The organism is Longimicrobium sp. (assembly GCA_036389795.1).
In the GTDB taxonomy this organism is placed as follows: Bacteria; Gemmatimonadota; Gemmatimonadetes; order Longimicrobiales; family Longimicrobiaceae; genus Longimicrobium.
On sequence record DASVWD010000011.1, the window covers coordinates 1 to 20,439 of the forward strand.

The 20,439-nt window shown below is 73.2% G+C and carries 19 protein-coding genes; 14 read left to right on the top strand and 5 right to left on the bottom strand.

Translation table 11 applies throughout. From position 1 onward, the window contains the following. Positions 1-283: 283 nt before the first annotated feature. On the bottom strand, positions 284-1,276 hold the full coding sequence (locus VF746_01095; GenBank protein ID HEX8691007.1) for a response regulator: 993 nt from the start codon (positions 1,274-1,276) through the stop codon (positions 284-286). A gap of 292 nt (positions 1,277-1,568) precedes the next feature. Between VF746_01095 and VF746_01100 the strand changes: the two genes are divergently transcribed. After that, positions 1,569-1,808, top strand: coding sequence for a hypothetical protein (locus tag VF746_01100; GenBank protein ID HEX8691008.1), 240 nt, complete (start codon positions 1,569-1,571; stop codon positions 1,806-1,808). 35 nt (positions 1,809-1,843) lie between these two features. Further along, positions 1,844-2,641 carry a polysaccharide biosynthesis/export family protein gene (locus tag VF746_01105; GenBank protein ID HEX8691009.1) on the top strand — a complete coding sequence of 266 codons (798 nt, stop codon included), beginning with the start codon at positions 1,844-1,846 and terminating at the stop codon, positions 2,639-2,641. A gap of 305 nt (positions 2,642-2,946) precedes the next feature. Here the strand turns inward: VF746_01105 and VF746_01110 are convergent, their stop codons facing one another. Both VF746_01110 and VF746_01115 read right to left on the bottom strand, forming a co-directional pair. Then, positions 2,947-3,564: a hypothetical protein gene (locus VF746_01110; protein ID HEX8691010.1), complete on the bottom strand. Its 618-nt coding sequence runs from the start codon at positions 3,562-3,564 to the stop codon at positions 2,947-2,949. 10 nt (positions 3,565-3,574) lie between these two features. Beyond that, positions 3,575-5,692: an Ig-like domain-containing protein gene (locus VF746_01115; GenBank protein HEX8691011.1), complete on the bottom strand. Its 2,118-nt coding sequence runs from the start codon at positions 5,690-5,692 to the stop codon at positions 3,575-3,577. 507 nt (positions 5,693-6,199) lie between these two features. On the opposite strand from VF746_01115, the gene ispF reads away from it, so the two are divergent. From ispF to VF746_01170, 11 genes are all read left to right on the top strand, one after another. Continuing rightward, entirely contained in the window at positions 6,200-6,721 is a 522-nt protein-coding gene (gene ispF, locus VF746_01120; protein HEX8691012.1) for a 2-C-methyl-D-erythritol 2,4-cyclodiphosphate synthase, read from the top strand. 381 nt (positions 6,722-7,102) lie between these two features. Beyond that, positions 7,103-7,768 carry a DedA family protein gene (locus VF746_01125; GenBank protein HEX8691013.1) on the top strand — a complete coding sequence of 222 codons (666 nt, stop codon included), beginning with the start codon at positions 7,103-7,105 and terminating at the stop codon, positions 7,766-7,768. After that, complete coding sequence (gene xerD / locus VF746_01130) at positions 7,765-8,700, top strand: site-specific tyrosine recombinase XerD (protein HEX8691014.1); 936 nt, start codon at positions 7,765-7,767, stop codon at positions 8,698-8,700. Before VF746_01125 ends, xerD begins: the two co-directional genes overlap by 4 nt. A 118-nt stretch (positions 8,701-8,818) precedes the next feature. Next, the gene (locus VF746_01135) at positions 8,819-9,085 is read left to right on the top strand and encodes a nucleotidyltransferase domain-containing protein (protein ID HEX8691015.1); all 267 of its coding nucleotides are present in this window, start codon (positions 8,819-8,821) and stop codon (positions 9,083-9,085) included. Beyond that, on the top strand, positions 9,028-9,486 hold the full coding sequence (locus VF746_01140) for a hypothetical protein (GenBank protein ID HEX8691016.1): 459 nt from the start codon (positions 9,028-9,030) through the stop codon (positions 9,484-9,486). The genes VF746_01135 and VF746_01140 overlap by 58 nt, the downstream gene beginning before the upstream one ends. A gap of 18 nt (positions 9,487-9,504) precedes the next feature. Then, on the top strand, positions 9,505-10,083 hold the full coding sequence (locus VF746_01145) for an aminodeoxychorismate/anthranilate synthase component II (protein ID HEX8691017.1): 579 nt from the start codon (positions 9,505-9,507) through the stop codon (positions 10,081-10,083). Further along, positions 10,080-11,594, top strand: coding sequence for a hypothetical protein (locus tag VF746_01150; GenBank protein ID HEX8691018.1), 1,515 nt, complete (start codon positions 10,080-10,082; stop codon positions 11,592-11,594). Before VF746_01145 ends, VF746_01150 begins: the two co-directional genes overlap by 4 nt. A 464-nt stretch (positions 11,595-12,058) precedes the next feature. Next, complete coding sequence (locus tag VF746_01155) at positions 12,059-13,420, top strand: DUF4157 domain-containing protein (GenBank protein ID HEX8691019.1); 1,362 nt, start codon at positions 12,059-12,061, stop codon at positions 13,418-13,420. 68 nt (positions 13,421-13,488) lie between these two features. Next, positions 13,489-15,012 (top strand): DUF4157 domain-containing protein, encoded by a 1,524-nt coding sequence (locus VF746_01160; protein HEX8691020.1) that lies wholly within the window; start codon positions 13,489-13,491, stop codon positions 15,010-15,012. Further along, positions 15,009-15,620 (top strand): YkgJ family cysteine cluster protein, encoded by a 612-nt coding sequence (locus VF746_01165; protein ID HEX8691021.1) that lies wholly within the window; start codon positions 15,009-15,011, stop codon positions 15,618-15,620. The genes VF746_01160 and VF746_01165 overlap by 4 nt, the downstream gene beginning before the upstream one ends. Beyond that, positions 15,617-16,648, top strand: a complete 1,032-nt coding sequence (locus tag VF746_01170) for a hypothetical protein (protein HEX8691022.1) — start codon at positions 15,617-15,619, stop codon at positions 16,646-16,648. Before VF746_01165 ends, VF746_01170 begins: the two co-directional genes overlap by 4 nt. 558 nt (positions 16,649-17,206) lie before the next feature. On the opposite strand, the gene VF746_01175 is transcribed toward VF746_01170, so the two are convergent. Further along, a complete protein-coding gene (locus tag VF746_01175) occupies positions 17,207-17,581 on the bottom strand; it encodes a P-II family nitrogen regulator (GenBank protein HEX8691023.1) in 375 nt (124 codons plus the stop codon). Next, positions 17,578-18,945, bottom strand: a complete 1,368-nt coding sequence (locus VF746_01180; protein HEX8691024.1) for an ammonium transporter — start codon at positions 18,943-18,945, stop codon at positions 17,578-17,580. Before VF746_01180 ends, VF746_01175 begins: the two co-directional genes overlap by 4 nt. Before the next feature lie 392 nt (positions 18,946-19,337). Here VF746_01180 and VF746_01185 point away from each other — a divergent pair, with 392 nt between their 5' ends. Further along, positions 19,338-20,108, top strand: a complete 771-nt coding sequence (locus tag VF746_01185) for a hypothetical protein (protein ID HEX8691025.1) — start codon at positions 19,338-19,340, stop codon at positions 20,106-20,108. The last annotated feature ends 331 nt before the right edge of the window (positions 20,109-20,439 follow it).

Below are 20,439 nucleotides of genomic sequence, written 5' to 3' on the forward strand. Positions count from 1 at the left end.
AAACCCGGGGGGGGCGGCACTCGGGCGCCGCCCCCGCTCGCTTGCTGATGCTGGGTTCGGGATGGACAACGGGTGATGAGCGAGGGGAGATCCGTGTCGCTGCCGCGCCCGGCCCACCTGGCGAGGTGAGAAGATCCTTCAGCCCTGCGATCACCCGGGCGTATGCTGGCGCCGTGTGGCCGGGCCTCAGGATGACATCGGGCAGGGGATCGGGAAAGCGTTTACGTACTTTCGCACTTCGCACTTCGCACTTCGCACTTCGCACTTTCGCACTCACGCACCCTCAGCTCATCGACACCGCCTGGTCGAAGAAGCACACCGGCGCCGCCGCGGCGTCGCGCTGGGCGCGGCGCAGCGCCATGGTGGCCCGCACCAGCAGCTCCACCGGCTCCAGCGCCGCGTCGGAGAAGTCGTCCACCGCGAAGCACCCCACCCGGATCCCGAAGCGCGGCCCCACGCCGCCCTCCTCGCCCTCGCCCTCCAGCGCGGCGGCGTCGTGCACCAGGCGCCGCGCCAGGAGCAGCACCCCCCGCGGGTCCGTCTGCGGGGCGAGCACCGCGAACTCGGTCTGGCTGATGCGGCCCACCACGTCGCTCCTGCGCCCCGAGCGCGTCATCAGGCGCACCATCTGCCGGGTGAGGGCGTCATCGCCCGGCGCCGGCGCGCGCTCCTCGCCATGGGCCTCGTCGGGCGCCAGCACCGCGCACGCCAGGAGGGCGGGGTGGCGCACCGCCTCCAGCCCCATCTCGCGCACCCGCCGCAGCAGGCCGTGCACGCTGTAGAGCCCGGTGGAGAGGTCCAGCAGCCCCTCCTCGCGGGCGCGGTCGGCCTCCAGCTTGGCCTGCACCATCACTCCCAGCTTCAGGAGCAGCTCCTCGGCGTCCAGCGGCAGCGTCAGCACGTCCCACGCGCCGGCCCGCAGCGCCTCCAGCCGCTCGTCGCGCCGCTGCGGCGCCGCGGCGGTGACGAACACGGGGGTGGCGCCCCCCACCCGCGCCTCCTCGCGCAGCAGGCGGCAGAGCGCCGCGCCGCCCAGGCCGGGGAGGTCGGCCTTCACCAGCACCACGTCGGGCGACACGGTGCGCACCTGCTCGAGCGCGGCCCACGCCGAGGCGCAGCGCAGCACCGCGAACCCCGCCGGCGCCAGCACGCTCTCGAAGGCGCGCGCCGTCCACTCCTGGTCGTCGGCGATCAGCACCAGCGGCGGGCGGCGCGGGGGAACGAGGCGTCCGGGGTCGGCGGCGGGCGGGAAGACGGCGCCTGGGTCCAGGGTCACGGGAAGGGCGGTGAAGGGTGGCCGGACCGGGGGTGAGATGGACGGGCCTTCCGCAAACCTCATGCATTACGGGCGGGCGACCGCGACGTGCGGCAAGGGCGCCCGCGCGGCGGGGATCGCCGCGGGCGCGCCGGCGGCGGAGTGGCCGGGGCGCATCACCCGCGCGCCGCCGGGCGCGTCGGCTGTGGCGGCCCCGCAACAGGGCGGGTGCCTCGCGGGCTCGCCGGACGGCGCTTCCCGCGCGGCACCGATCTTTCCCTGCGGAGACGGCGACCCGCACGGAGGTGTGCCGATGCTCTGTTCCGCGTGCCGCGAGCTCCCGCCCGAGATCCGGCGCCACCCCGGCCCCGGCTCCCAGGCCGTTCCCCCGGGGCGGCTGCGCGCGCTGGTGTGCGAGCGCTGCGGCCGCATGGCGGGCTTCGCCGGCGAGCCGCCCAGCCTGCTCGACACCCTGATGCGCCTGGAGCGCGCCGGGCTGGGGGTGGCCGGGCCGCTGCTGGCCGCCCGCCGGCCGCACCCCGGGCCCGCCTGACCCTACTTCTCCACGCCTGCCCAACGAGGCGAACCATGCACGCTCTTTCCGCGTCCCGGGTGGCCCTGCTCCGCGGCGGCCTGCTGGCGGGGGCGCTCGCCCTCGGCCTGGCCGCCGTTCCCGCGCGCGCGCAGGAAGGGTCGCGGCTGCAGCCCACCCGCGCCGAGCTGCAGGCCCTGCTGGCTCGCTTCGAGGCGGCGGCCGCCGCGCCCTCCACGGCGGCCGAGGAGCGCGAGCACGCCCGCGGCGAGGCCGAGCTGATCCGCGCCCGCCTGCAGGGCGGCGACTTCCACCCGGGCGACCAGGTGGCGCTGGAGGTGGAGGGCGAGACGCAGCTCACCGACACCTTCACCGTGGCGCCCGGCCCCGTGCTGGAGCTTCCCACGGTGGGCGACGTGCCGCTGGCGGGCGTGCTGCGCTCCGAGCTGCAGCAGCACGTGCGCGCCCACCTGGCCCGCTACATCCGCGAGCCGGTGGTGCGTGCCCGGCCGCTGGTGCGCATCGCGGTGACGGGGCAGGTGCGCACCCCCGGCTACTTCACCGTCCCCGCCGGGTCGCTGATCTCCGACGTGCTGATGGCCGCCGGGGGGCCGCTCCCCACCGCCAGGCTGGCCGCCGCGCGCGTGGAGCGGGGCGACCGCCGCATCTGGGAGGGGAAGGCCATGCGCGACGCGCTGGCGCAGGGCTTCACCCTGGACCAGATGAGCCTGCGCGCCGGCGACCAGGTGCACGTCCCCGCCGAGAACGGGGGCCGCGCGGGAACGCTGCTGCGCGCCGCCACCGCCGTCCCCGCCGCGCTGCTCGCCGTCGTCGGCCTGCTCGGGGCGCTGTAGCGCGCGCTACGACCACGGGCGTGCCCGACGCACACGAAAAACGGAGAGGCAGAGCGACTTCTGCTTCTCCGTTCTAGTGTGCCGGTGATGGGAAGATCTGAAAAAGCCTCACACAGAGACACGGAGACACAGAGAACTGCAGGGATCGCCCGGTTTTCTCTGTGTCTCCGTGCCTCTGTGTGACTCAAATCTGTTCGCGATCCAGCATCATGCACGAAAGCAGCAGATTCGGCAGAGGAGTTTGGTGTCCTCTGCTGACTCTGCTGCTCTGCGTGAGACATTCAGCCGATCCAGGCGGACCCGGGTCAGTCCGTCGATGCGATCCGCTCGGCGCAGAAGTGCCCGCCGACCCCCTGGGCTTCCACGCCGCTCTCCCACCGCCCGGCGAAGCCCCGCTCCGAGAGCGCGGCCACCGAGAGCGCCAGGTGCGCCCCGTCGAAGCGCTGCGGCCCGCCCCCGTTCGCGTCGGCGCCGAAGCGCAGCGTGATCTCCCGCTGGCCCTCGGCGCCGCCGCGCCGCCACTCCACCACGAGCACCCCCGGGCGGGCCGGCGCGGCGGACGCGAGGTCGCCCGGCGCCACCGCCCCCACGCTGTCCAGCTCCAGCCGTGCGCTCCCGTACAGCGGGTAGCGCGCCCCCGGCGCCGCGGGCGCCGCCGCGGCATCGCCGCCGAACGGCTGCAGGCGCAGCCGCCCCGACACCGAGCTCCCGGCGCGCGCGCCCCGGGTGGCCGCCAGCGTGAGCCGGAACTCGCCCGCCAGCGCCTCGGCGCTCGCGCCGGCGGCGAGCGGGCCCTCCACGGGGTCGCAGGGGGGCGCCGCCGCGGCGGAGGGCCGGCAGGTGGCCGCGCCCCACGCCACCAGCGGGAGCACGGCCACGAAGGCGAGGCCGCCGAGCCGCCGCGTCGCCAGAGCCCGCTTCATCCCGGGCCCGTCAGCGGAGCCGGGTGAGCCGGGTGATGCGGCCGCGGCGGTCCAGCGAGTACCGCGGGCCCGTGTACTCGTCGTTGAGCAGGAGCAGCCCGCCCGAAGTGCCCTCGCGGTTGGCGCGGACCGACAGCGTGAGCGAGAACGGCTCCGCCGCGGCCACGTTCACGCTGTACCCCAGGTCCGCCAGCGAGCGCACCGTGAGCTGGCTCATCGGGTTGGCCACGCCCGAGTTGAGGAAGCCGGTCATCAGCTCGTTCGCGAGCACCGACTCGCGCCAGTGCGAGTTGGCCGTTCCCGCGCCGCCGGTGTTCTCCACCGGCACCTTCTGCCCGCCGGTGTACGTCGAGCCGCCGATGGCGTCGAACCCGGCGATCGCCTGCGGGCCGCTGAAGTAGGTGTCCGACGGGGCGCTGCCGGACGGGTTCTGCAGCAGGCCCAGCGGGGTCCAGAGCGACGAGCTGATCCCCAGCACGTGCCCCATCTCGTGGAGGATGACCGACCCGAACTGGCCCCCCGACTCCAGGCGGTCCATGTCCGCCGCGTCGAAGCGCATGAGGCCGATCACCGGCAGGCCGCCCGAGCGGCGGAAGCACCACCCGGCCGAGCCCAGCACCGCGCCGGGCCCGTCGATGTCCTGGATCCCGGCGAAGATGAGCAGGTCGTCGATGTCCAGGTTGAGGCTGGGCGAGGGGCCGCACGTGCCGGCCGCGACGTTCGCGGTCGCGTTCGGCAGGTCGCCGGTGATGACGGTGGCCCAGCGCGCGGCGGCGTTCTCGAAGGTGGCCCGCTGCGACGGGGTGAGCGGGGTGGTGATGCACAGCGTGATGGCGTAGCCGGCCCCGCCGCCGCCCGAGCACCCCACCGCGGTGAACACCACCGGGTTGGGGGTGACGCCCGCGGCGGTCACGCTGGCGCTCAGCAGGTTCGGCCCCGCCAGCGTGCCGAGCGTCCACGAGCCGACGGTGGCCACGCCGCTCGCGTCGGTGGTGGCCGTCGCGCCGGTGACGCTCCCGCCGCCCCCGGTGACGGTGAAGGTGACCGTGAGGCCGGCGACCGGGTTGCCGCCGCCGTCGCGCACCAGCAGCGCGGGGCGGACGGGCACGGCCGTGCCCGCCATGCCGGCCTGGTTGGTCCCCGCCGCCGCGGTGGCGGTGCCGCTCACCGGCGGCAGGCCGGTGGCCGCGAACGCCAGGGCGCCGATCGCGGTGCCGGGGAAGGTCACCGTGAGCGTGTTGGCGCCGGGGGTGGCGCCCAGCGTCCAGCTCCCCACCGTGGCCACCCCGTCGGGGCCGGTGCTGACGGTGGCCGCGGTCACGCTGCCGCCGCCCGTGGTCACCGTGAAGGTCACCGTGGCGCCCGCCACCGGGTTGCCGAACGCGTCGACCACGCGCACCGAGGGGCGGGTCGGCACCGCCGCGCCGGCCGCCCCCGTCTGGTTGTTGCCGGCGAAGATGGTGGCGCCGGCGGGCGGGCCGGCCACCGCGGTGGCGCTGAACTGCGCCTGGGCGGCGCTGTTCCCCGCCACGCTGGCGACCACCTGCTGCAGCGCGCTGGCGTCGGTCCCCATCGTCCAGGCGGCCGCCGCGGTCCCGTCGGCGCCCGTGGTCACCGTGGCCGGCGACACCGAGCCGCCGCCCGAGAACACCGTGAAGGTCACCTGCCGCCCCGCCACCGCGCCGCCCAGGCGGTCGAACACCCGCACGCGGGGCTGGATCGCCACCGGGGTGCCCACCGTCGCGGTCTGCCCGTTGCCGGCCACGACCTGGATGCCGGCCACCGTCTGCGACACCTGCACCGTGGTGCTGCCCTCGGCCGAGCCCGCCCGGGCGGTGACCTGCGCGTCGCCGCCGGCCGCGGCGGTCACCAGGGCGCTGTCGCCGCCGAGCGAGGTCACGGTGGCGGCGGCGGAGCCCGACGACCAGCTGAGGCTGGCGTTCGTCATAGGACGCCCCTTCTGGTCGAGCACCGCGGCCTTCACCACCCGGGTGGCGCCAATGGCGTCCAGCGTGAACGAGGGCGGCGTGACGTTCACCGTGGTCGGAGTGGGGGCGTCGCCGGGACCGTCTCCCGAGCACCCCCACAGGGCGAGTACGGCGGCGGCGTAAAGGACGGCTCTGCGCATGGGAGAGGGATTCCTCCTGGGGCGGCGGGCGCCCCGCAGGGAAAGATGGAAAGGCAGCCGTGGGCTGCCGGAGAGCACGAGGTGGGGCCGGGTGCCGGAACGAGCTTTCAGGTGGTGTGGACCGCGGTGTGGCCTGCCGAACGGGGTGATGCCGGAGAAAGCCGGGCTGGCGGCGAAGCCGCGCGGGCCCGGACGCGCGCGGCACCGGAAGGCCTGGTGCCGGAGACGTCGGGGCAACGCCCTAAGATGCTGGGAAAAATAGACGTTCCGGCGAAGTGGCGCAAGGTGTCCCCCCACCTCTGGGACACATTTGTTTCACGAGCGTTGCCGCCTCCGTCCCGGCGCCGTTGCTGCCCCCGCCGCGCCGCCGCTATTCTGTCGTGCGATTTCCGGCGAGCGGCATCGATCCGTGAGATCGGCCGTGCGGGTCTGCATGAAGGCGGACTTCGCGCGGATTCCTTCGCCGGCCCCGGCCGCTCCACCCGCGACTCCCACCGCCCACACCAGATGCGCATCGGCCACGGGTACGATTCCCACCGCTTCGCCGCGGGGCGCAGGCTCGTGCTGGGCGGCGTGGAGATCCCGGCGGAGCGGGGGCTGGAGGGGCACTCCGACGCCGACGCCGTGGCCCACGCCGTCACCGACGCGCTGCTGGGCGCGGCGGGGCTGGGCGACATCGGCCGGCACTTTCCGCCCACCGACGAGCAGTGGAGGGACGCCGATTCGATGCAGCTCCTGGCGCGTGTCGTGCGGCTGCTGGAGGGCCGCAACTACCAGGTGGTCAACGTGGACGTGACGGTGGTCACCGAGGCGCCGAAGGTGGGTCCGCACGTGGCCGCCATGCAGGAGCGCCTCTCGCAGGTGCTGGGGATCTCGCCGGGGCACATCTCCATCAAGGGGAAGTCGAACGAGGGGCTCGGCTGGATCGGGCGCGGCGAGGGGCTGGCCTGCTTCGCCGTGGCGCTGATCGACTCCCTGGAGGGGATCGACGCGGTCCACGCGCGCCACCGGCGCGACACGGGGGCGTGAGGGGAGGGATCCACCCCTGAAGGCGGGCAGTCGCACGACGGCGGGGCCCTCACCCGCCGCCTTAGAGCGGCAACCCTCTCCCAACTTCGGGAGAGGGTGGACTTTACGGGTGCGGAACGGGTGGTTTCGCAGGGGCGAGGCCTGCCTCGACCGGCGGAGGCCGGCCCCCGCGCAGGAGGCGGGGACCTGTGCACGGACCACCTCTGCACGGACTCGCAGGCTCGCCCCCACGACACCGGTCGCCGCGACGAAGCCCCGCGTGAGGGATGCGCGCCCGGCGCGCGCAGCCCGGCCCGGAGCGCAGCGGAGGGACACGCCCAAAACCGCAGTTCGCAGTTGCCGTCCAGGACGGCTTTGGTTCACCGGATACGAGGAGGACGGGTGGGAGGGCTGATCGACTCGCTGCTGCAGTGGATGCAGGGGCTCCCGCCCGCGCTCGTCTACCTGGTGGTCGGCGTCTTCGCGGCGCTGGAGAACATCTTCCCGCCCGTGCCGGCCGACGTGATCGCCCTCTTCGGCGGCTTCCTGACGGGGCAGGGGGTGGGCCACCCGCTGACGGCCTTCCTGATCGTGTGGCTCGCCAACTCGGCCAGCGCCATGTTCACCTACTGGATCGGCCGGCGCTACGGGCTCGGCTTCTTCCAGGGCCGGCTGGGGCGGCTGATCCTGCGCCCCGGGCAGATGGCGCGGCTGTCGGCGTTCTACCAGAGGCACGGGCTCAAGGTGATCTTCGCCAGCCGCTACCTCCCCGGCTTCCGCGCGGTGGTGCCGGTGTTCGCCGGGACCAGCGGGATCGGCCCCGTGCGCACCGCCGTCCCGATCCTGCTGGCGTCGGGGCTCTGGTACGCGATGCTGGTGTACCTGGGCGCCACGGCCGGCGCCAACTGGGAGGCGATCCGCGACACGGTGGACGCGTCGGGCCGCTGGCTGGCGGTCGCGGCCGGCGCGCTGATGGCGGCCGTGGCCTGGTGGTGGTGGAAGACGCGGCACGAGGAGCACCCGGACCCGGACCACGCCAGCGGCGACCCTCCCCCCGACCGGACGTGACCCGGCCCGACCCCCAGCCCCAGGACGAGGACCGGACGGCGCGCCGCTTCCTGGTGGAGCCGTTCCTGGACCACCTGCGCTTCGAGCTCGGCCTCTCGGCCAACACGCTGGCCGCCTACCGCAACGACGTGGTGCGGCTGGCGAAGTACGCGCGCGACCTGGGCCGCGCCGCGCCAGGCGAGCTGACCACGGCCGACCTGCGCGGCTACCTGTTCACGCTCAAGGAGCTGGGGCTGGCGCCGGTGTCCATCGCCCGCAACCTGTCGGCGGTGCGCACCTACTTCCGCTTCCTGCTGGGCGAAGGCGAGGTGGCGGCCGACCCCAGCGGGCGGCTCGACACGCCCAGGGCGTGGAAGCGGCTCCCCGACGTGCTCACGGTGCCCGAGATCGAGGCGCTGATGGACGCGCCCGACCTGCTGCACCCGCTGGCCTGGCGCGACAGGGCCATGCTGGAGTTCGCCTACGGGAGCGGGGTGCGCGTCTCGGAGCTGATCGGGCTCAAGGTCCGCCACCTGCACCTGGACGAGGAGTTCGTCAGCGTCTTCGGCAAGGGGGCGAAGGAGCGGCTGGTGCCGCTGGGCCGGCGGGCGGTGGGCGCGCTCTCGATCTACCTGCGCGAGACGCGCCCCGCGCTGGACCGCGGGAAGGGCGACGGGCGGGTGTTCCTGAACGCGCGCGGGGGGCCGCTCACGCGCATGGGGGTGTGGAAGATCCTGCGGCAGCACGTGGAGGCGGCGGGGATCGAGAAGAAGGTGACGCCGCACACGCTCCGGCACTCCTTCGCCACGCACCTGCTGGAGGGCGGCGCCGACCTGGCGGCGGTGCAGGAGATGCTGGGCCACGCCGACATCTCCACCACGCAGATCTACACCCACGTCGACCGCACCTTCCTGGCCCAGGAGCACCGGAGCTTCCACCCGCGGGCGAAGTGAACTGAAGTGCGTGAGTGCGCGAGCGAGCGAGCGAAGGCCTTCCGCAAACACGGTACATCAGCGCAAATTCTCCGCGGCGACTCCCCCGCCCTCCGTGGAACCCGAACGACTGCCACGGATGAAGATCGAGCTTCCGCGTGACCGCATCGAGGAATTCTGCCGGAAGTGGAAGATCCGCGAGTTCACGCCGTTCGGCTCGGTGCTGCGGGAGGACTTCCGCCCGGACAGCGACGTCGACGTGCTGGTGACCTTCGAGCCCGACGCGAAGCACTCGCTGTTCGACCGGGTGGAGATGGAGGAGGAGATCTCGGGCTATTGGGCCGCAAGGTGGACCTCGTCCAGAGAGAGCTCCTCCAGAATCCGTTCATCCGCCACCACGTCCTGAGTGGAGACCGGTCGCCGCTGCGTCCGGAGGACCGCGACCCGGCGTACCTGTACGAGATGCGGGCCCACGCGCGGGACGCCTGGAAGCTCGCGGGGGAAGCGACCCGGGAGCAGCTGGAGGCGGACGAGGTGCTTCAGGACGCGCTGTGCTACGTGCTCGTGAAGCTGGGACGGTTCGCGGGCAAGGTGTCTCCATCCTTCCGCGCCGCTCATCCCGAGGTCCCGTGGGAGCGGCTCGCCCCGAGGGAAGAGTGGATCTCCCGGCCGAATATCGACGTGGACCTGCTCTGGGGCGCGCTCCGCGACGACCTTCCCGGGCTCGCGGACAAACTGGACCGGCTCGTGCCGCCGCTTCCGCGGACCGCCTCGGACGAACCGGAGGCGGCGGCCGACACAGTATAGGGTGACAACAGGTAAGTCATGATCCTGGTTATCGATAACTACGATTCGTTCACGTTCAACCTCGTCCAGTACCTGGGGGAGCTCGGGGCGGGGATGGAGGTGCGGCGGAACGACGAGCTCGGCGTGGACGAGATCGAGCGGATGGCGCCGGAGAAGATCGTGATCTCGCCGGGGCCGTGCACGCCGGGCGAGGCGGGGGTCTCGGTCGACGTCGTCCGCCGGCTGGGGCCCACCACGCCGATCCTGGGCGTGTGCCTGGGCCACCAGTCGATCGGCGCGGCGTACGGCGCCGAGGTGGTGCGCGCCCGCCGGGTGATGCACGGCAAGACGTCGCCGATCCGCCACACGGGCGAGGGGATCTTCGCCGGGGTGCCGTCGCCGCTCACGGTGGCGCGCTACCACTCGCTGGTGATCGAGCCCTCCACCCTCCCCCCGGAGCTGGAGGTGGTCGCGCGCACCGACGAGCCCGGGTGGGAGGACGAGATCCAGGCCGTGCGGCACCGCGAGCACCCCGTGTGGGGCGTGCAGTTCCACCCCGAGTCGATCGCCAGCGAGGCGGGCAGGGACATCCTCCGCAACTTCCTGGAGCTCCGATGACGCTTCGCCGGCGCTGGCTCCCCGCGCTCCTCCTCCTGGCGGCGGCGGCCGCGGCGCCGCTCGCCGCGCAGGACGTGCGCGTCTCGGGCGACGACCACTCGCCCGCGGCCGAGCTGGTGCGCCAGGTCCTGGCCCGCGGCAACTATCTCCGCATCGACCGCGACACCGTGCTCCCCGCCACCTTCCGCGCCCCCGGCGACCTGGTGATCTACGACGCCGAGGTGCGGCTGGAGGGCGCGGTCGAGGGCGCGGTGGCGGTGCTCGGCGGAGAGCTGTTCATCCGCCCGCGCGCCCGCATCGGCGGCGACATCGCCGTGGTGGGCGGCGAGGTCTACACCTCGGCGCTGGCCACCACCGGCGAGGTGCTCTACACGCGGCCGCAGACGCGGGTGGCCGTCGAGCGCGACTCGGGCGTGGTCGACACGCCGGGCGCGCTGGACGTGCAGATCACCCCGCCGCCGCCCCGGAGGCTGCTCACCTTCTTCCCCCGGCCGCTGCCGAGCTACGACCGCGTGAACGGGGTCACGGTCTCACTCGGCGCGCGGGTGCTCCCCACCCGGAACGACAGCGGCCCGCGGGTGGACGCGTGGGTGTCGTACCGGCGCGAGAACCCCGACCCGGTGGGCGGCGGCCTGCGGGTGGACCTGCCGCTGGGGACCGAGAACCTGCACCTGGTGGCCGAGGGCTCGCGCGCCACGCGCACCAACGACCTGTGGCTGCGCGGCGACCTGTCGAACTCCATCTCCGTCGCCACCACGGGGAAGGACTACCGCGACTACTACGACGCCGACCGCGCCAGCCTCTTCCTCACGCGCCCCGTGGGCAAGCCGCTGATCGCGGGGGAGAGCTGGCTGGGGCCGCGCGTGGGGGTGCAGTGGGAGCGGGCCCGCTCGCTCGCGGCGCACGACGTGTGGAGCCTCACCGAGAGCGAGCAGAAGGACCGGCCCAACCCGCCGGTGCTGGAGGGGACGATCGTGTCGGCGGTCGCCGGGGCGGAGCTGCGCTGGCAGGGGCGCATCTCGGGCTTCCGCGGCGACGTGCAGCTGGAGTACGCCGTCCCCGGCCCCTCCGACGCCGAGTTCGCGCAGGTGGTCATCGAGGGGCGCTACCAGACCACGGCGTTCCGCACGCACCGGGTGGCGCTGTACTTCCGCGGGATGGTGCCCTTCGCCGCCGACAGCGCGCCGCCGCAGCGCTACGGCATCCTGGGCGGCGGGGGGACGCTCCCCACGCTCGACGTGGGCCACTTCCGCGGCGACCACCTGGCGTTCATCGAATCGCTCTACGCCGTCCCCTTCCACCAGGTCGAGCTGCCGTACCTGGGCGTGCCCGCGCTCGAGGTGCTCTACGCCACCGGCGCCGCCTGGGTGGGCGGTGACGTGCCGCGCTGGATCCAGAACGCGGGGGTGGGGCTGGCGTTCTCGTTCTTCAGCGTCCGCGTGCTGGTGGACCCCGCCGAGCACCCGCTGGACCCCAAGTTCAGCGTCCAGCTCTCCATCCCGCAGTTCTGAGCGCGGATGCCATGAAGGCGAAGCCCCTGCCTCGCACGCGAGGCAGTTCAGGGGACTTCGCAGCCGTGGATCCGCCCCGGGCGAGCCCCGTGCCGGCCCCGGTAAACACAAGGCGCAGCCGGGGTTGTGCCGGCAGTCCCGCCCGATCGTGCAAGGTTGACTCGCCGACCGGCACCGAGTAGGATGGATCGGGGCGATTGGGGGCGCGCCGGAAGCTCGAGGTGCAGTCGTCGATCGTTTGTCGCAGTCGAGCTCGGCAGCACTGTCCGGGGGATCCCATGCGAGCCTTCGCGCAGAAGCAGAATCAGCCCCGCCGGCGCGACTCGTCGAGTCCCGCGCGCTCTTCCGCCCCATCCGCGGAGCCTCCTCTCCACGCGGATCATCTCCCGGCCTTCCAGCGCACCTCTGGGGACCAAACGGGAGGGCGAACGTCTCCGCGCTACCTCGAACGGCTCGCCTGGGGGTTGGCCGGGGCCGCCGCGCCCCCCGCCGGGCCCGGCCGGGCCCCGGTCCACGACGACGGCCCGGCGGTGCGCGAGGCGGCGGAGCACGGCATCGCGGGCGGCGGGGGGCCGCTTCCTCACCTCGCCGCGATCCAGCGCTCGTTCGGGCGCCACGAGGTGGGCCACGTCCGCGCGCACCAGGGCTCGCGCGCGGCGGCCGCCGCGCGGGCCATCGGCGCGCGCGCCTACGCGACCGGCGACCACGTGGCCTTCGCGGGCGCGCCGGACCTGCGCACGGCGGCGCACGAGGCGGCGCACGTGGTGCAGCAGCGCGCCGGGGTGCAGCCGGCGGAGGGTGTCGGCCGGGCGGGCGACCCCTACGAGCGGCACGCCGACGCGGTGGCCGACCTGGTGGCCGGCGGCCGCTCGGCCGAGGGGCTGCTGGACCGGATGGCGCCGGCGGGGTCGCGGGCGCTCGCGGTGCAGCGGCGGGTGGTGCAGCGCGCGCCGATCCCGACCGACTTCGGGGAGTTCGACACGACCAAGTACGACGCCGTCGGCCCCGCCGGCAGCGAGTACGGGGTCGACATCGTGCTGACGTTCGACCCGGACCGCACCAAGGTGGACGCCAAGAAGATCGGCCTCACCCAGAGCGTTCGCAGCCAGCTTGCCGGGAAGGCCACGGCCGGCTTCCCCGTCCACCACAACAGGCAGGTTGCGAGCGGCGCCGGCGAAGGTTCGCGGATCGACCGCATAGCCCTCGGAAAGTACGGCAACCCGCTCTACGCGACAGGCGTCCCGGGCGCGAAGGACAAGCTGGGCGACACACCGACGGTGCCCGGCTGGGGACAGCATGGGTGGAACTACAAGGATACCGCGGGCAAGCTCCAGCACGAGATCGCCAAGCTCATCGACAAACCGACGCTGCCCGGCCGCGGCAACGACGCGGGGCAGACCTTCGAGACCGCGGCGCTGGCGGTGGAAGGGACCCAGAGCGGCACCTACATGGGCTCGGTGTCGTGGGGCTGGAGCGTCGACGGCGCGGGCAAGTACACCAAGCAGCCGCTGACCCTCAAGTCGAAGGGAGATCCCAGTGCCGGGTTCATCGCGGCGGCCAAGCAGTGGAACACGACCTCCGTCGGGGGCACGGTCAAGACGACGGCCGACCCCACCAACGTCTACGACGCCAGCTTCTCGGTCGCCTTCACCGTCGCCAAGGACACCGAGGTCCAGGTGACCTCGGGGTTCTGGATTCACAAGGACGTCACCTACGACGAGGTCACGATCAAGAGCGGGTCCAAGACAGGGAGCACCGGGCGGATCAAGGTCAACGACATGAAGGAGACGGGGGGAACGCCCGTCATCAAGCTCCCCATCCCGTGAGCGGCCGGCGAGAGTCTCGAGCGTCGGGTCGAAGGGGAAGCCGCACCTGAACAGGGGGAGAGGGGAGGATGCGCGTCTTCACGCAGAAGCAGAATCAGCCCGGACCGCGCGACTCGTCGAGTCCCGCCCGCTCTTCCGCTCCATCCGCGGGGCCTCCTCTCCACGCGGATCACGCCCTGGCCGGGCAGCGCACCCCCGGGGCGCGCTACCTCGAACGGCTCGCCTGGGGGCTGGCCGGGGCCGCGGCGCCTCCCGCCGGGCCCGGCCGGGCCGCAGTCCACGACGACGGCCCGGCGGTGCGCGAGGCGGCGGAGCAGGGCATCGCGGGCGGCGGGGGGCCGCTCCCTTATCTCGCCGCAATCCAGCGCTCGTTCGGGCGCCATGACGTCGGCCACGTCCGCGCGCACCAGGGCTCGCGCGCGGCGGCCGCCGCGCGGGCCATCGGCGCGCGCGCCTACGCGACCGGCGACCAGGTGGCCTTCGCCGGCGCGCCGGACCTGCGCACGGCGGCGCACGAGGCGGCGCACGTGGTGCAGCAGCGCGCCGGGGTGCAGCTGGCGGGGGGCGTGGGCCGGGCGGGCGACCCTTACGAGCGGCACGCCGACGCGGTGGCCGACCTGGTGGCCGGCGGCCGCTCGGCCGAGGGGCTGCTGGACCGGATGGCGCCGGCGGGGTCGCGGGCGCTCGCAGTGCAGCGGCGGGTGGTGCAGCGCGCGCCGATCGCGACCGACTTCGGGGAGTTCGACACCACGAAGTACGACGCCGTCGGCCCCGCCGGGAGCGAGTACGGGGTCGACATCGAGCTGACGTTCGACCCGGACCGCACCAAGGTGGACGCCAAGAAGATCGGCCTCACCCAGGCCCTCAGCTCGAAGCTCGGAGGCGTGGACGCCGCCATCCATCCGACGATCACCAAGCGCATGGCTCCGAGCGGGGCCGGGAAGGGCTGGTACATCGATCGAAGCACCTCGGGAGCGTACGGCAATCCGCTCTACGCGGCGGGCGTCCCGGGCGCGAAGGACAAGCTGCGCGACACGCCCACGGTGGCCGGCTGGGGGCAGCACGGGTGGAACTACACGGATGCTTCGGGTACGCTGCAGCACCAGACGGCGATCCTGAAGGACACGGCGCAGCGGCCCGGCCGCGGCAACGACTCGGGACAGACGTTCGAGACGGCCGCGCTGGCGGTGGAGGGAGCGCAGAGCGGCACGTACATGGGCTCGGTCTCCTGGGGGTGGAGCGTCGACGGCACGGGCACGTACAGCAAGCTGCCGCTGACCCTGGTATCGAAGGGGAAACCGAGCCGGAAGTTCCGCGCCGCGGCGAGGCAGTGGAACACCACCCGCACCGCCGGCACGATCAAGACGAGAGCGGATCCCACCGACGTCTACGACGCGGCCTACTCCGTCGCCTTCACCGTGGCCAGGGGCACCGAGGTGCAGGTGACGGGCGCCACGATCCACAACAACGAGGTATACAGCGAAGTCACCATCAACACCGGCCCGCAGGCGGGCCAGAGCGGAAACATCAAGACCACCGACCTCCGGGACGCCGGCGGCGGCAACCGGGTCATCAAGCTACCGATCCCATGAGCGACGCAACGAACCTCGAGAGCCAGGTCGAGGCGGGCGGGCTGTTCACCCACAGCGCGCTCAGCCTGCACGCGGAGCGCATCAACCGCGTCGAGGCGTTCCTCTACGGGCTCGCCGACGCGCTCCTCGACGGCGGACAGGTCACCGAGGAGGAGCTGCGCGCGCGCGCGGCGCGCGCCGCCGAGGAGCTGAAGGAGACGGGCGAGACGCTGTCGGGGGGAGTGCTGCTGCGCGTGGACCCCGATCCGCCCGCCGCCGCGGCCACGGTCGACTGCGCGGCGCGGATGCACGTCTGCCGGGCCGTCTGCTGCCGGCTGAGCTTTCCGCTCTCGGCGCCGGAGATCGAGGGCGGCAAGATCAGGTGGGAGCTGGGCAAGCCGTACTTCGCCCGCAAGGACGCCACCGGCCGGTGCGTCCACCTCGGCGCGGACTGCGGCTGCGGCGTCTACCACGACCGGCCGCAGGTCTGCCGCGGCTACTCGTGCGAGAAGGACGAGCGCATCTGGAAGGACTTCGACGGGATGGTCCTCAACCAGGAGTGGATCGACCAGAACCTGCAGCCGGAGCGGCCGCGCCTGGTCGCGATCCGGATGGACCGCGTCCGATGACCGCTCCGCCCGTCGCCGGACCGGCTCCACGCCAGCTCACCGCGGGCACGATCCGCTACCGGATCGAGTTCGTCGCCAACCCGGCTTACCGTGGCGGGGGCGCCGACCTCTTCTCGGACGAGCTGCGCGCCGAGATCCGGCGCCGGAACGCCCCAGGGTCGCGGGTGGTCCATTTCGACGGCCGCCGCGCGCGCAGCGAGGAGATCAACGCCGACTACGGGGTGCGGAGCCGCAGCTTCGAGCTGCGGGTGGCGGGGAGCGACACGCTCACCTACTGCAAGGATTTCCCCCACTTCGGCTTCTGCGTGGAGCATCCGATCGGGCTTCCCGCGAACGGGCCGCCGCCGCACCTCGCGCCCACCGGCGAGACGGCGACCATCGCCGGGCTGCGCTGCCGCAAGGCGGAGTACCAGGGCGGGCGCCACCTGTACGTCTGGTACACCGACGAGGTCGCGGTGAACGACCCCACCGGCGCGGTCCTTCGCCTGGAGGGGGTGCCGGGGCTCGTCCTGCAGACCGAGGAGATCCCGTACTCCGACACCCTCGACGCGGTCAGGCGGGAGACGGTGGTCGAGCTGTCGTCCGACGCCCCGCCGCCGGAGACCTTCTCGGTGCCGGCGGACTATCGCCGCTTCGCCGGCGTCGACGAGGCCCGCGCCGAGGACCGGCGGATCCTCGACGCCCTGTCGGCCGAAGAGGTGCGGCGCCGTCCGCTCGGCACCCAGGAGCGCGAGATGTTCGTCGGCAGCTGGCAGCTCGACGCGCCGAAGGACCGGATCCGGGTGGACGTCGCCCGCGCGGGCGACGACGGCTTCCGGTTCCGGACCACCGTGCTCAGCGCTCCCGCCGACGCCCCGGGCCGCGTGAGCGACGAGAAGGCCTGCCTGAAAGGTCGCCTCCTGATGGTGGAAGAGCCGCCGAACTACCGGCTCTACCGGCTCGACGACGGGGGGCGCAGCCTGGTCCTGGTCGGCAACGAGCTGTTCACCTTCACCCGCCTGGAAAGCCGGCCTGAAGAGCGCGGGTGATCCACTGCCACGCGAAAAGAAGCAGCAGAGGACCGCCCGGCTTCCCCGCGTGCGTACGAAGGGTCCACGTCGTCTTGCCGGGCTTCGAACGGGTCGAGCTCTCCGTGCCGACGTCGCGTCCCGTTTCCGGATTCGCTGTGCACCGGGAAGCTGTCATTCCGAGTGGAGCCCGATGCGCCGAGCTCGCGCTCGCCACCGGAAGTCGGCCGGGCTCCCGAGGAATCTACCCGCGGCCGGCAAGAGGCCCAATCGATGCGCGGAGCCGGCATCCGGGCGGGGTGAGTAGATTCCTCGGGCGCCGCCCAGCTCAGGCGTGAAAGCCGGATCGGTCGCGCGGCGCCGCTCGGAATGACGTGGTTCGTGAGAGAACCGGATTGCACCTTGGTCCCTGAAATCCGGTATCAGACGGAAAGAAACGAAGTCAGCAGAGAACCCCTGGTGTTCTCCGCTGACCCCGTTCACTTGTGTGAGCCTATTCCTGGAGGATCACCTCACCTGCAGATGATCGTTCAGGTGTCGGCGGCGTCGCGCCGCGCGGTCCTTTCCACCGCCGACCGCCTACCCCAGCAGCTCGTCCAGCTCCACCGGCTGGGGGGTGACGGCGGCGACGTCCTCCTCGCCGGTGCGGATGCGGTAGACCTTCTCGACGGGGAGGACGAAGATCTTGCCGTCGCCCACCTCGCCGGTGCGGGCGCTGGCCAGGATGGCGCGGACGGTGGGCTCCACGAACGGCTCCGAGACGCCGATCTCCAGGCGCACCTTGTCCTGCAGCTCCATCTTCACCGTCATCCCGCGGTAGGTCTCCACGCGCTCCATCTCGCCGCCGTGGCCCCGCACGGCGGAGACGGTGAGCCCGCGCACCTCGGCGCGGTACAGCGCCTCCAGGGTCTCGCCCAGCTTCTCGGGGCGGATGATGGCGACGATCAGCTTCATGCTCCCTCCGGTGCGGGCTCCAGGGTGATCGGCAGCGGCGCCGCCGCCTCCAGGCGCAGGGGGAGCACGGCGTCGGGCGGCACCAGCACCGCGCCCTCGCCGCGGGCGTACGCCTCCTCGCCGTGCTGCACCACGTCCAGCCCGATCCCCTCCTCGCGCGTGGTGCGCCGCAGCGGCGTGAGCAGCGCCACCAGCTTCAGGATGGCGAAGGTGGCCGCCGCGCTGTAGCCGCCCGCCGCCAGCACGGCCAGGGCCTGCTTGCCCAGGAGCGCCGCGTTGCCGGCGAGGAGCCCGTCGGTGCCGCCCCACGCGGCGCGCGCGAAGACGCCGGTGAGCAGCGCGCCCACGATGCCCCCCGTGCCGTGCGCGGCGAAGACGTCGAGCGAGTCGTCGAGCCGGGTGCGCGAGCGGTGCAGGAGGGCGAAGTAGCTGGGGAAGGCGGCCACCGTCCCCAGCGCCAGCGCGCCCATCGGCCCCACGAACCCGGCCGCGGGGGTGACCGCCACCAGCCCCACCACGATCCCCGTGGCCGCGCCCACGGCGGTGGCCTTCCCGAGCCGCAGCGAGTCCAGCAGCATCCACACGACCAGCGTGGCCGCCGGCGCCAGCAGCGTGTTGACGAAGGCGAGCGCCGCGGTGGCGCTGGCCGCCAGCGCGCTGCCGGCATTGAAGCCGAACCAGCCGAACCAGAGGAGCCCCGCGCCCAGCAGCACGTAGGTGGCGTCGTGGGGGAGGAGCGCCAGGCGCCCGTAGTCCTTGCGGTTGCCCACCACCAGCGCCGCCACCACGGCCGCGGCGCCGGCGTTCACGTGCACCACCGTCCCCCCCGCGAAGTCCAGCGCGCCCAGGTCGCCCAGCCACCCCTTCCCCCACACCCAGTGCGCCACGGGGGCGTACACCAGCAGGCTCCAGAGTGCGATGAAGAGCAGGTACGCCGGGAAGCGCATCCGCTCGACCACCGCGCCGGAGATGAGCGCCGCGGTGATGATGGCGAAGGTGCCCTGGTACGCCATGAACAGCAGGTGCGGGGTGGCGCCCCAGCTTCCGCCCTCCAGCCCCACGCCGCGCAGGAAGGCGTGGTCCAGCCCGCCCACCAGCGCTCCCCCCGGCGCGAACGCCAGCGAGAACCCGAGCAGCGCCCACAGCACGCCCACCACCCCCAGCGAGGCGAAGCTCATCATCAGCGTGTTGAGGGCGTTCTTGGAGCGCACCAGGCCGCCGTAGAAGAAGCCCAGCGCGGGTGTCATCAGCAGCACCAGCGCGGTGGAGACCAGCAGCCACGCGGTGTCCGCCCCGCTGAGCTCGGCGGGGGCGGCCAGCGCGAGGATGCCGGCCTGCACGGAGACGGCCCCTGCAGCGGTCATGGCTCTCTCGTGTGGGGGGTTCGGGATCGCCGGGGGATCGGCAGGCAGAGTAGCCGTGCAAGGTAAGTTTGTCAACAGCCACGACTCTGTATCTTTAGAAAATTAAGCGCGAGCGGCGGTAGGCCTTCGGGAGATTGGACGTCACGGTCCATCATCCGCCTCCGTCGTGAGGACCGGGGACGCGGCCCGGCAGCGAAATCCGTGCTCCTCCCCGGACAGGCCGCTCGCCGCAGGAGCCCGCGGGGCGGACGGGCGGCCGGAGCCCGCGGGAGGCCGACGTGCGTCTCGACCGTCTCCGGGGTCCGCCTTTGCGTCCCCGCGCCCGGCGGCGTAATGTTGTCCGGCCGCACCCGTCGTCCGACGTCCTCCCTCTCCCTCCTGAACCGAGACGCATGCTGCTCCGCGCGAGAGCGTCCGGCGCGCTCCAGCCGCCGGCCGGCCCCGACCCCCGCCTGGACCCGGAGCGGATCATCGAGACCGTGCACGCGCTGCGCGGCCGCATCGAGGAGCGCTTCCCGGGGAGCGGGCTGGGGCGCGTGGCCGGGGAGCTGCTGCGCATCGCCAACGTCACGGTGGCGCGCGTGGAGTGGGTGAAGCGGCCGGTGGTGTGGCTGCGCGTGGCCGGGTGGCTGCTGGTGCTGCTGCTGGTCGCCGTCTTCGCCGCGGTGGCCATCCTGGTGCCGCGCGGGGGCGACCAGGGGTGGTCGGAGTTCCTGCAGGGCGTCGAGGCGGGGCTCAACGAGCTGGTGCTGATGGGCGCCGCCGTCTTCTTCCTGGTGACGGTGGAGCAGCGGATCAAGCGGCGGCGGGCGCTGGGCTTCCTGCGCGAGCTGCGGGCGCTGGCGCACATCGTCGACATGCACCAGCTCACCAAGGACCCCGACACGCTGGTGCAGAAGGGGCACGACACCCCCTCCTCGCCGCGGCGGACGCTCACGCGCTACGAGCTGTCGCGCTACCTGGACTACTGCGCCGAGATGCTGGCGCTCGACAGCAAGCTGGCCGCCCTCTACGCCCAGAACTTCGACGACCCGGTGGTGCTGGGCGCGGTGGACGAGGTGGAGACCCTCTGCACCGGCCTCTCGGGGAAGGTCTGGCAGAAGCTGCTGGTCCTGAACCAGGGCCAGCCGGGCGTTCCGCGCGGGCGGTCGGCGGAGGGGTAGGGAAGTACGAAAGTACGAGGTATGGGGTATGGGGTACGGAGAGAGAGTGGGGGCGGCTGGTCCCGCCGGCGATCTCGCGGAATCCCGTCGGCCCCTGCGTTCATGAAGCGGTATCAGTCTGATGACAAACCTTCAAACGTGGTGATCCGTGAGCATCTCCCTTGGAATCGTCCTCCTGTCCAGCCCGTCTCCCGGGTTCATTTTCATCCTTTGCGCGCTCGCCTTCGCGATCTACGAGGTGCTATATGGGAATGTCCCGGGACCACGCGAAAAGCGGCGGATCTACATCCCCGGGAGGAGCCGCCGCGAGCCGGAGGGAAAGTACGAGGAG

What these genes read in the sequence shown, in the direction of transcription:
- VF746_01110 (HEX8691010.1), bottom strand. Translation starts at nt 3,564, where the DNA reads ATGAAGCGGGCTCTGGCGACGCGGCGGCTCGGCGGCCTCGCCTTCGTG.
- ispF (HEX8691012.1), top strand. Translation starts at nt 6,200, where the DNA reads ATGCGCATCGGCCACGGGTACGATTCCCACCGCTTCGCCGCGGGGCGC.
- VF746_01160 (HEX8691020.1), top strand. Translation starts at nt 13,489, where the DNA reads ATGCGCGTCTTCACGCAGAAGCAGAATCAGCCCGGACCGCGCGACTCG.
- VF746_01115 (HEX8691011.1), bottom strand. Translation starts at nt 5,692, where the DNA reads ATGCGCAGAGCCGTCCTTTACGCCGCCGCCGTACTCGCCCTGTGGGGG.
- VF746_01180 (HEX8691024.1), bottom strand. Translation starts at nt 18,945, where the DNA reads ATGACCGCTGCAGGGGCCGTCTCCGTGCAGGCCGGCATCCTCGCGCTG.
- VF746_01135 (HEX8691015.1), top strand. Translation starts at nt 8,819, where the DNA reads ATGAAGATCGAGCTTCCGCGTGACCGCATCGAGGAATTCTGCCGGAAG.
- VF746_01170 (HEX8691022.1), top strand. Translation starts at nt 15,617, where the DNA reads ATGACCGCTCCGCCCGTCGCCGGACCGGCTCCACGCCAGCTCACCGCG.
- VF746_01100 (HEX8691008.1), top strand. Translation starts at nt 1,569, where the DNA reads ATGCTCTGTTCCGCGTGCCGCGAGCTCCCGCCCGAGATCCGGCGCCAC.
- VF746_01165 (HEX8691021.1), top strand. Translation starts at nt 15,009, where the DNA reads ATGAGCGACGCAACGAACCTCGAGAGCCAGGTCGAGGCGGGCGGGCTG.
- VF746_01150 (HEX8691018.1), top strand. Translation starts at nt 10,080, where the DNA reads ATGACGCTTCGCCGGCGCTGGCTCCCCGCGCTCCTCCTCCTGGCGGCG.
- VF746_01105 (HEX8691009.1), top strand. Translation starts at nt 1,844, where the DNA reads ATGCACGCTCTTTCCGCGTCCCGGGTGGCCCTGCTCCGCGGCGGCCTG.
- VF746_01145 (HEX8691017.1), top strand. Translation starts at nt 9,505, where the DNA reads ATGATCCTGGTTATCGATAACTACGATTCGTTCACGTTCAACCTCGTC.
- VF746_01175 (HEX8691023.1), bottom strand. Translation starts at nt 17,581, where the DNA reads ATGAAGCTGATCGTCGCCATCATCCGCCCCGAGAAGCTGGGCGAGACC.
- VF746_01185 (HEX8691025.1), top strand. Translation starts at nt 19,338, where the DNA reads ATGCTGCTCCGCGCGAGAGCGTCCGGCGCGCTCCAGCCGCCGGCCGGC.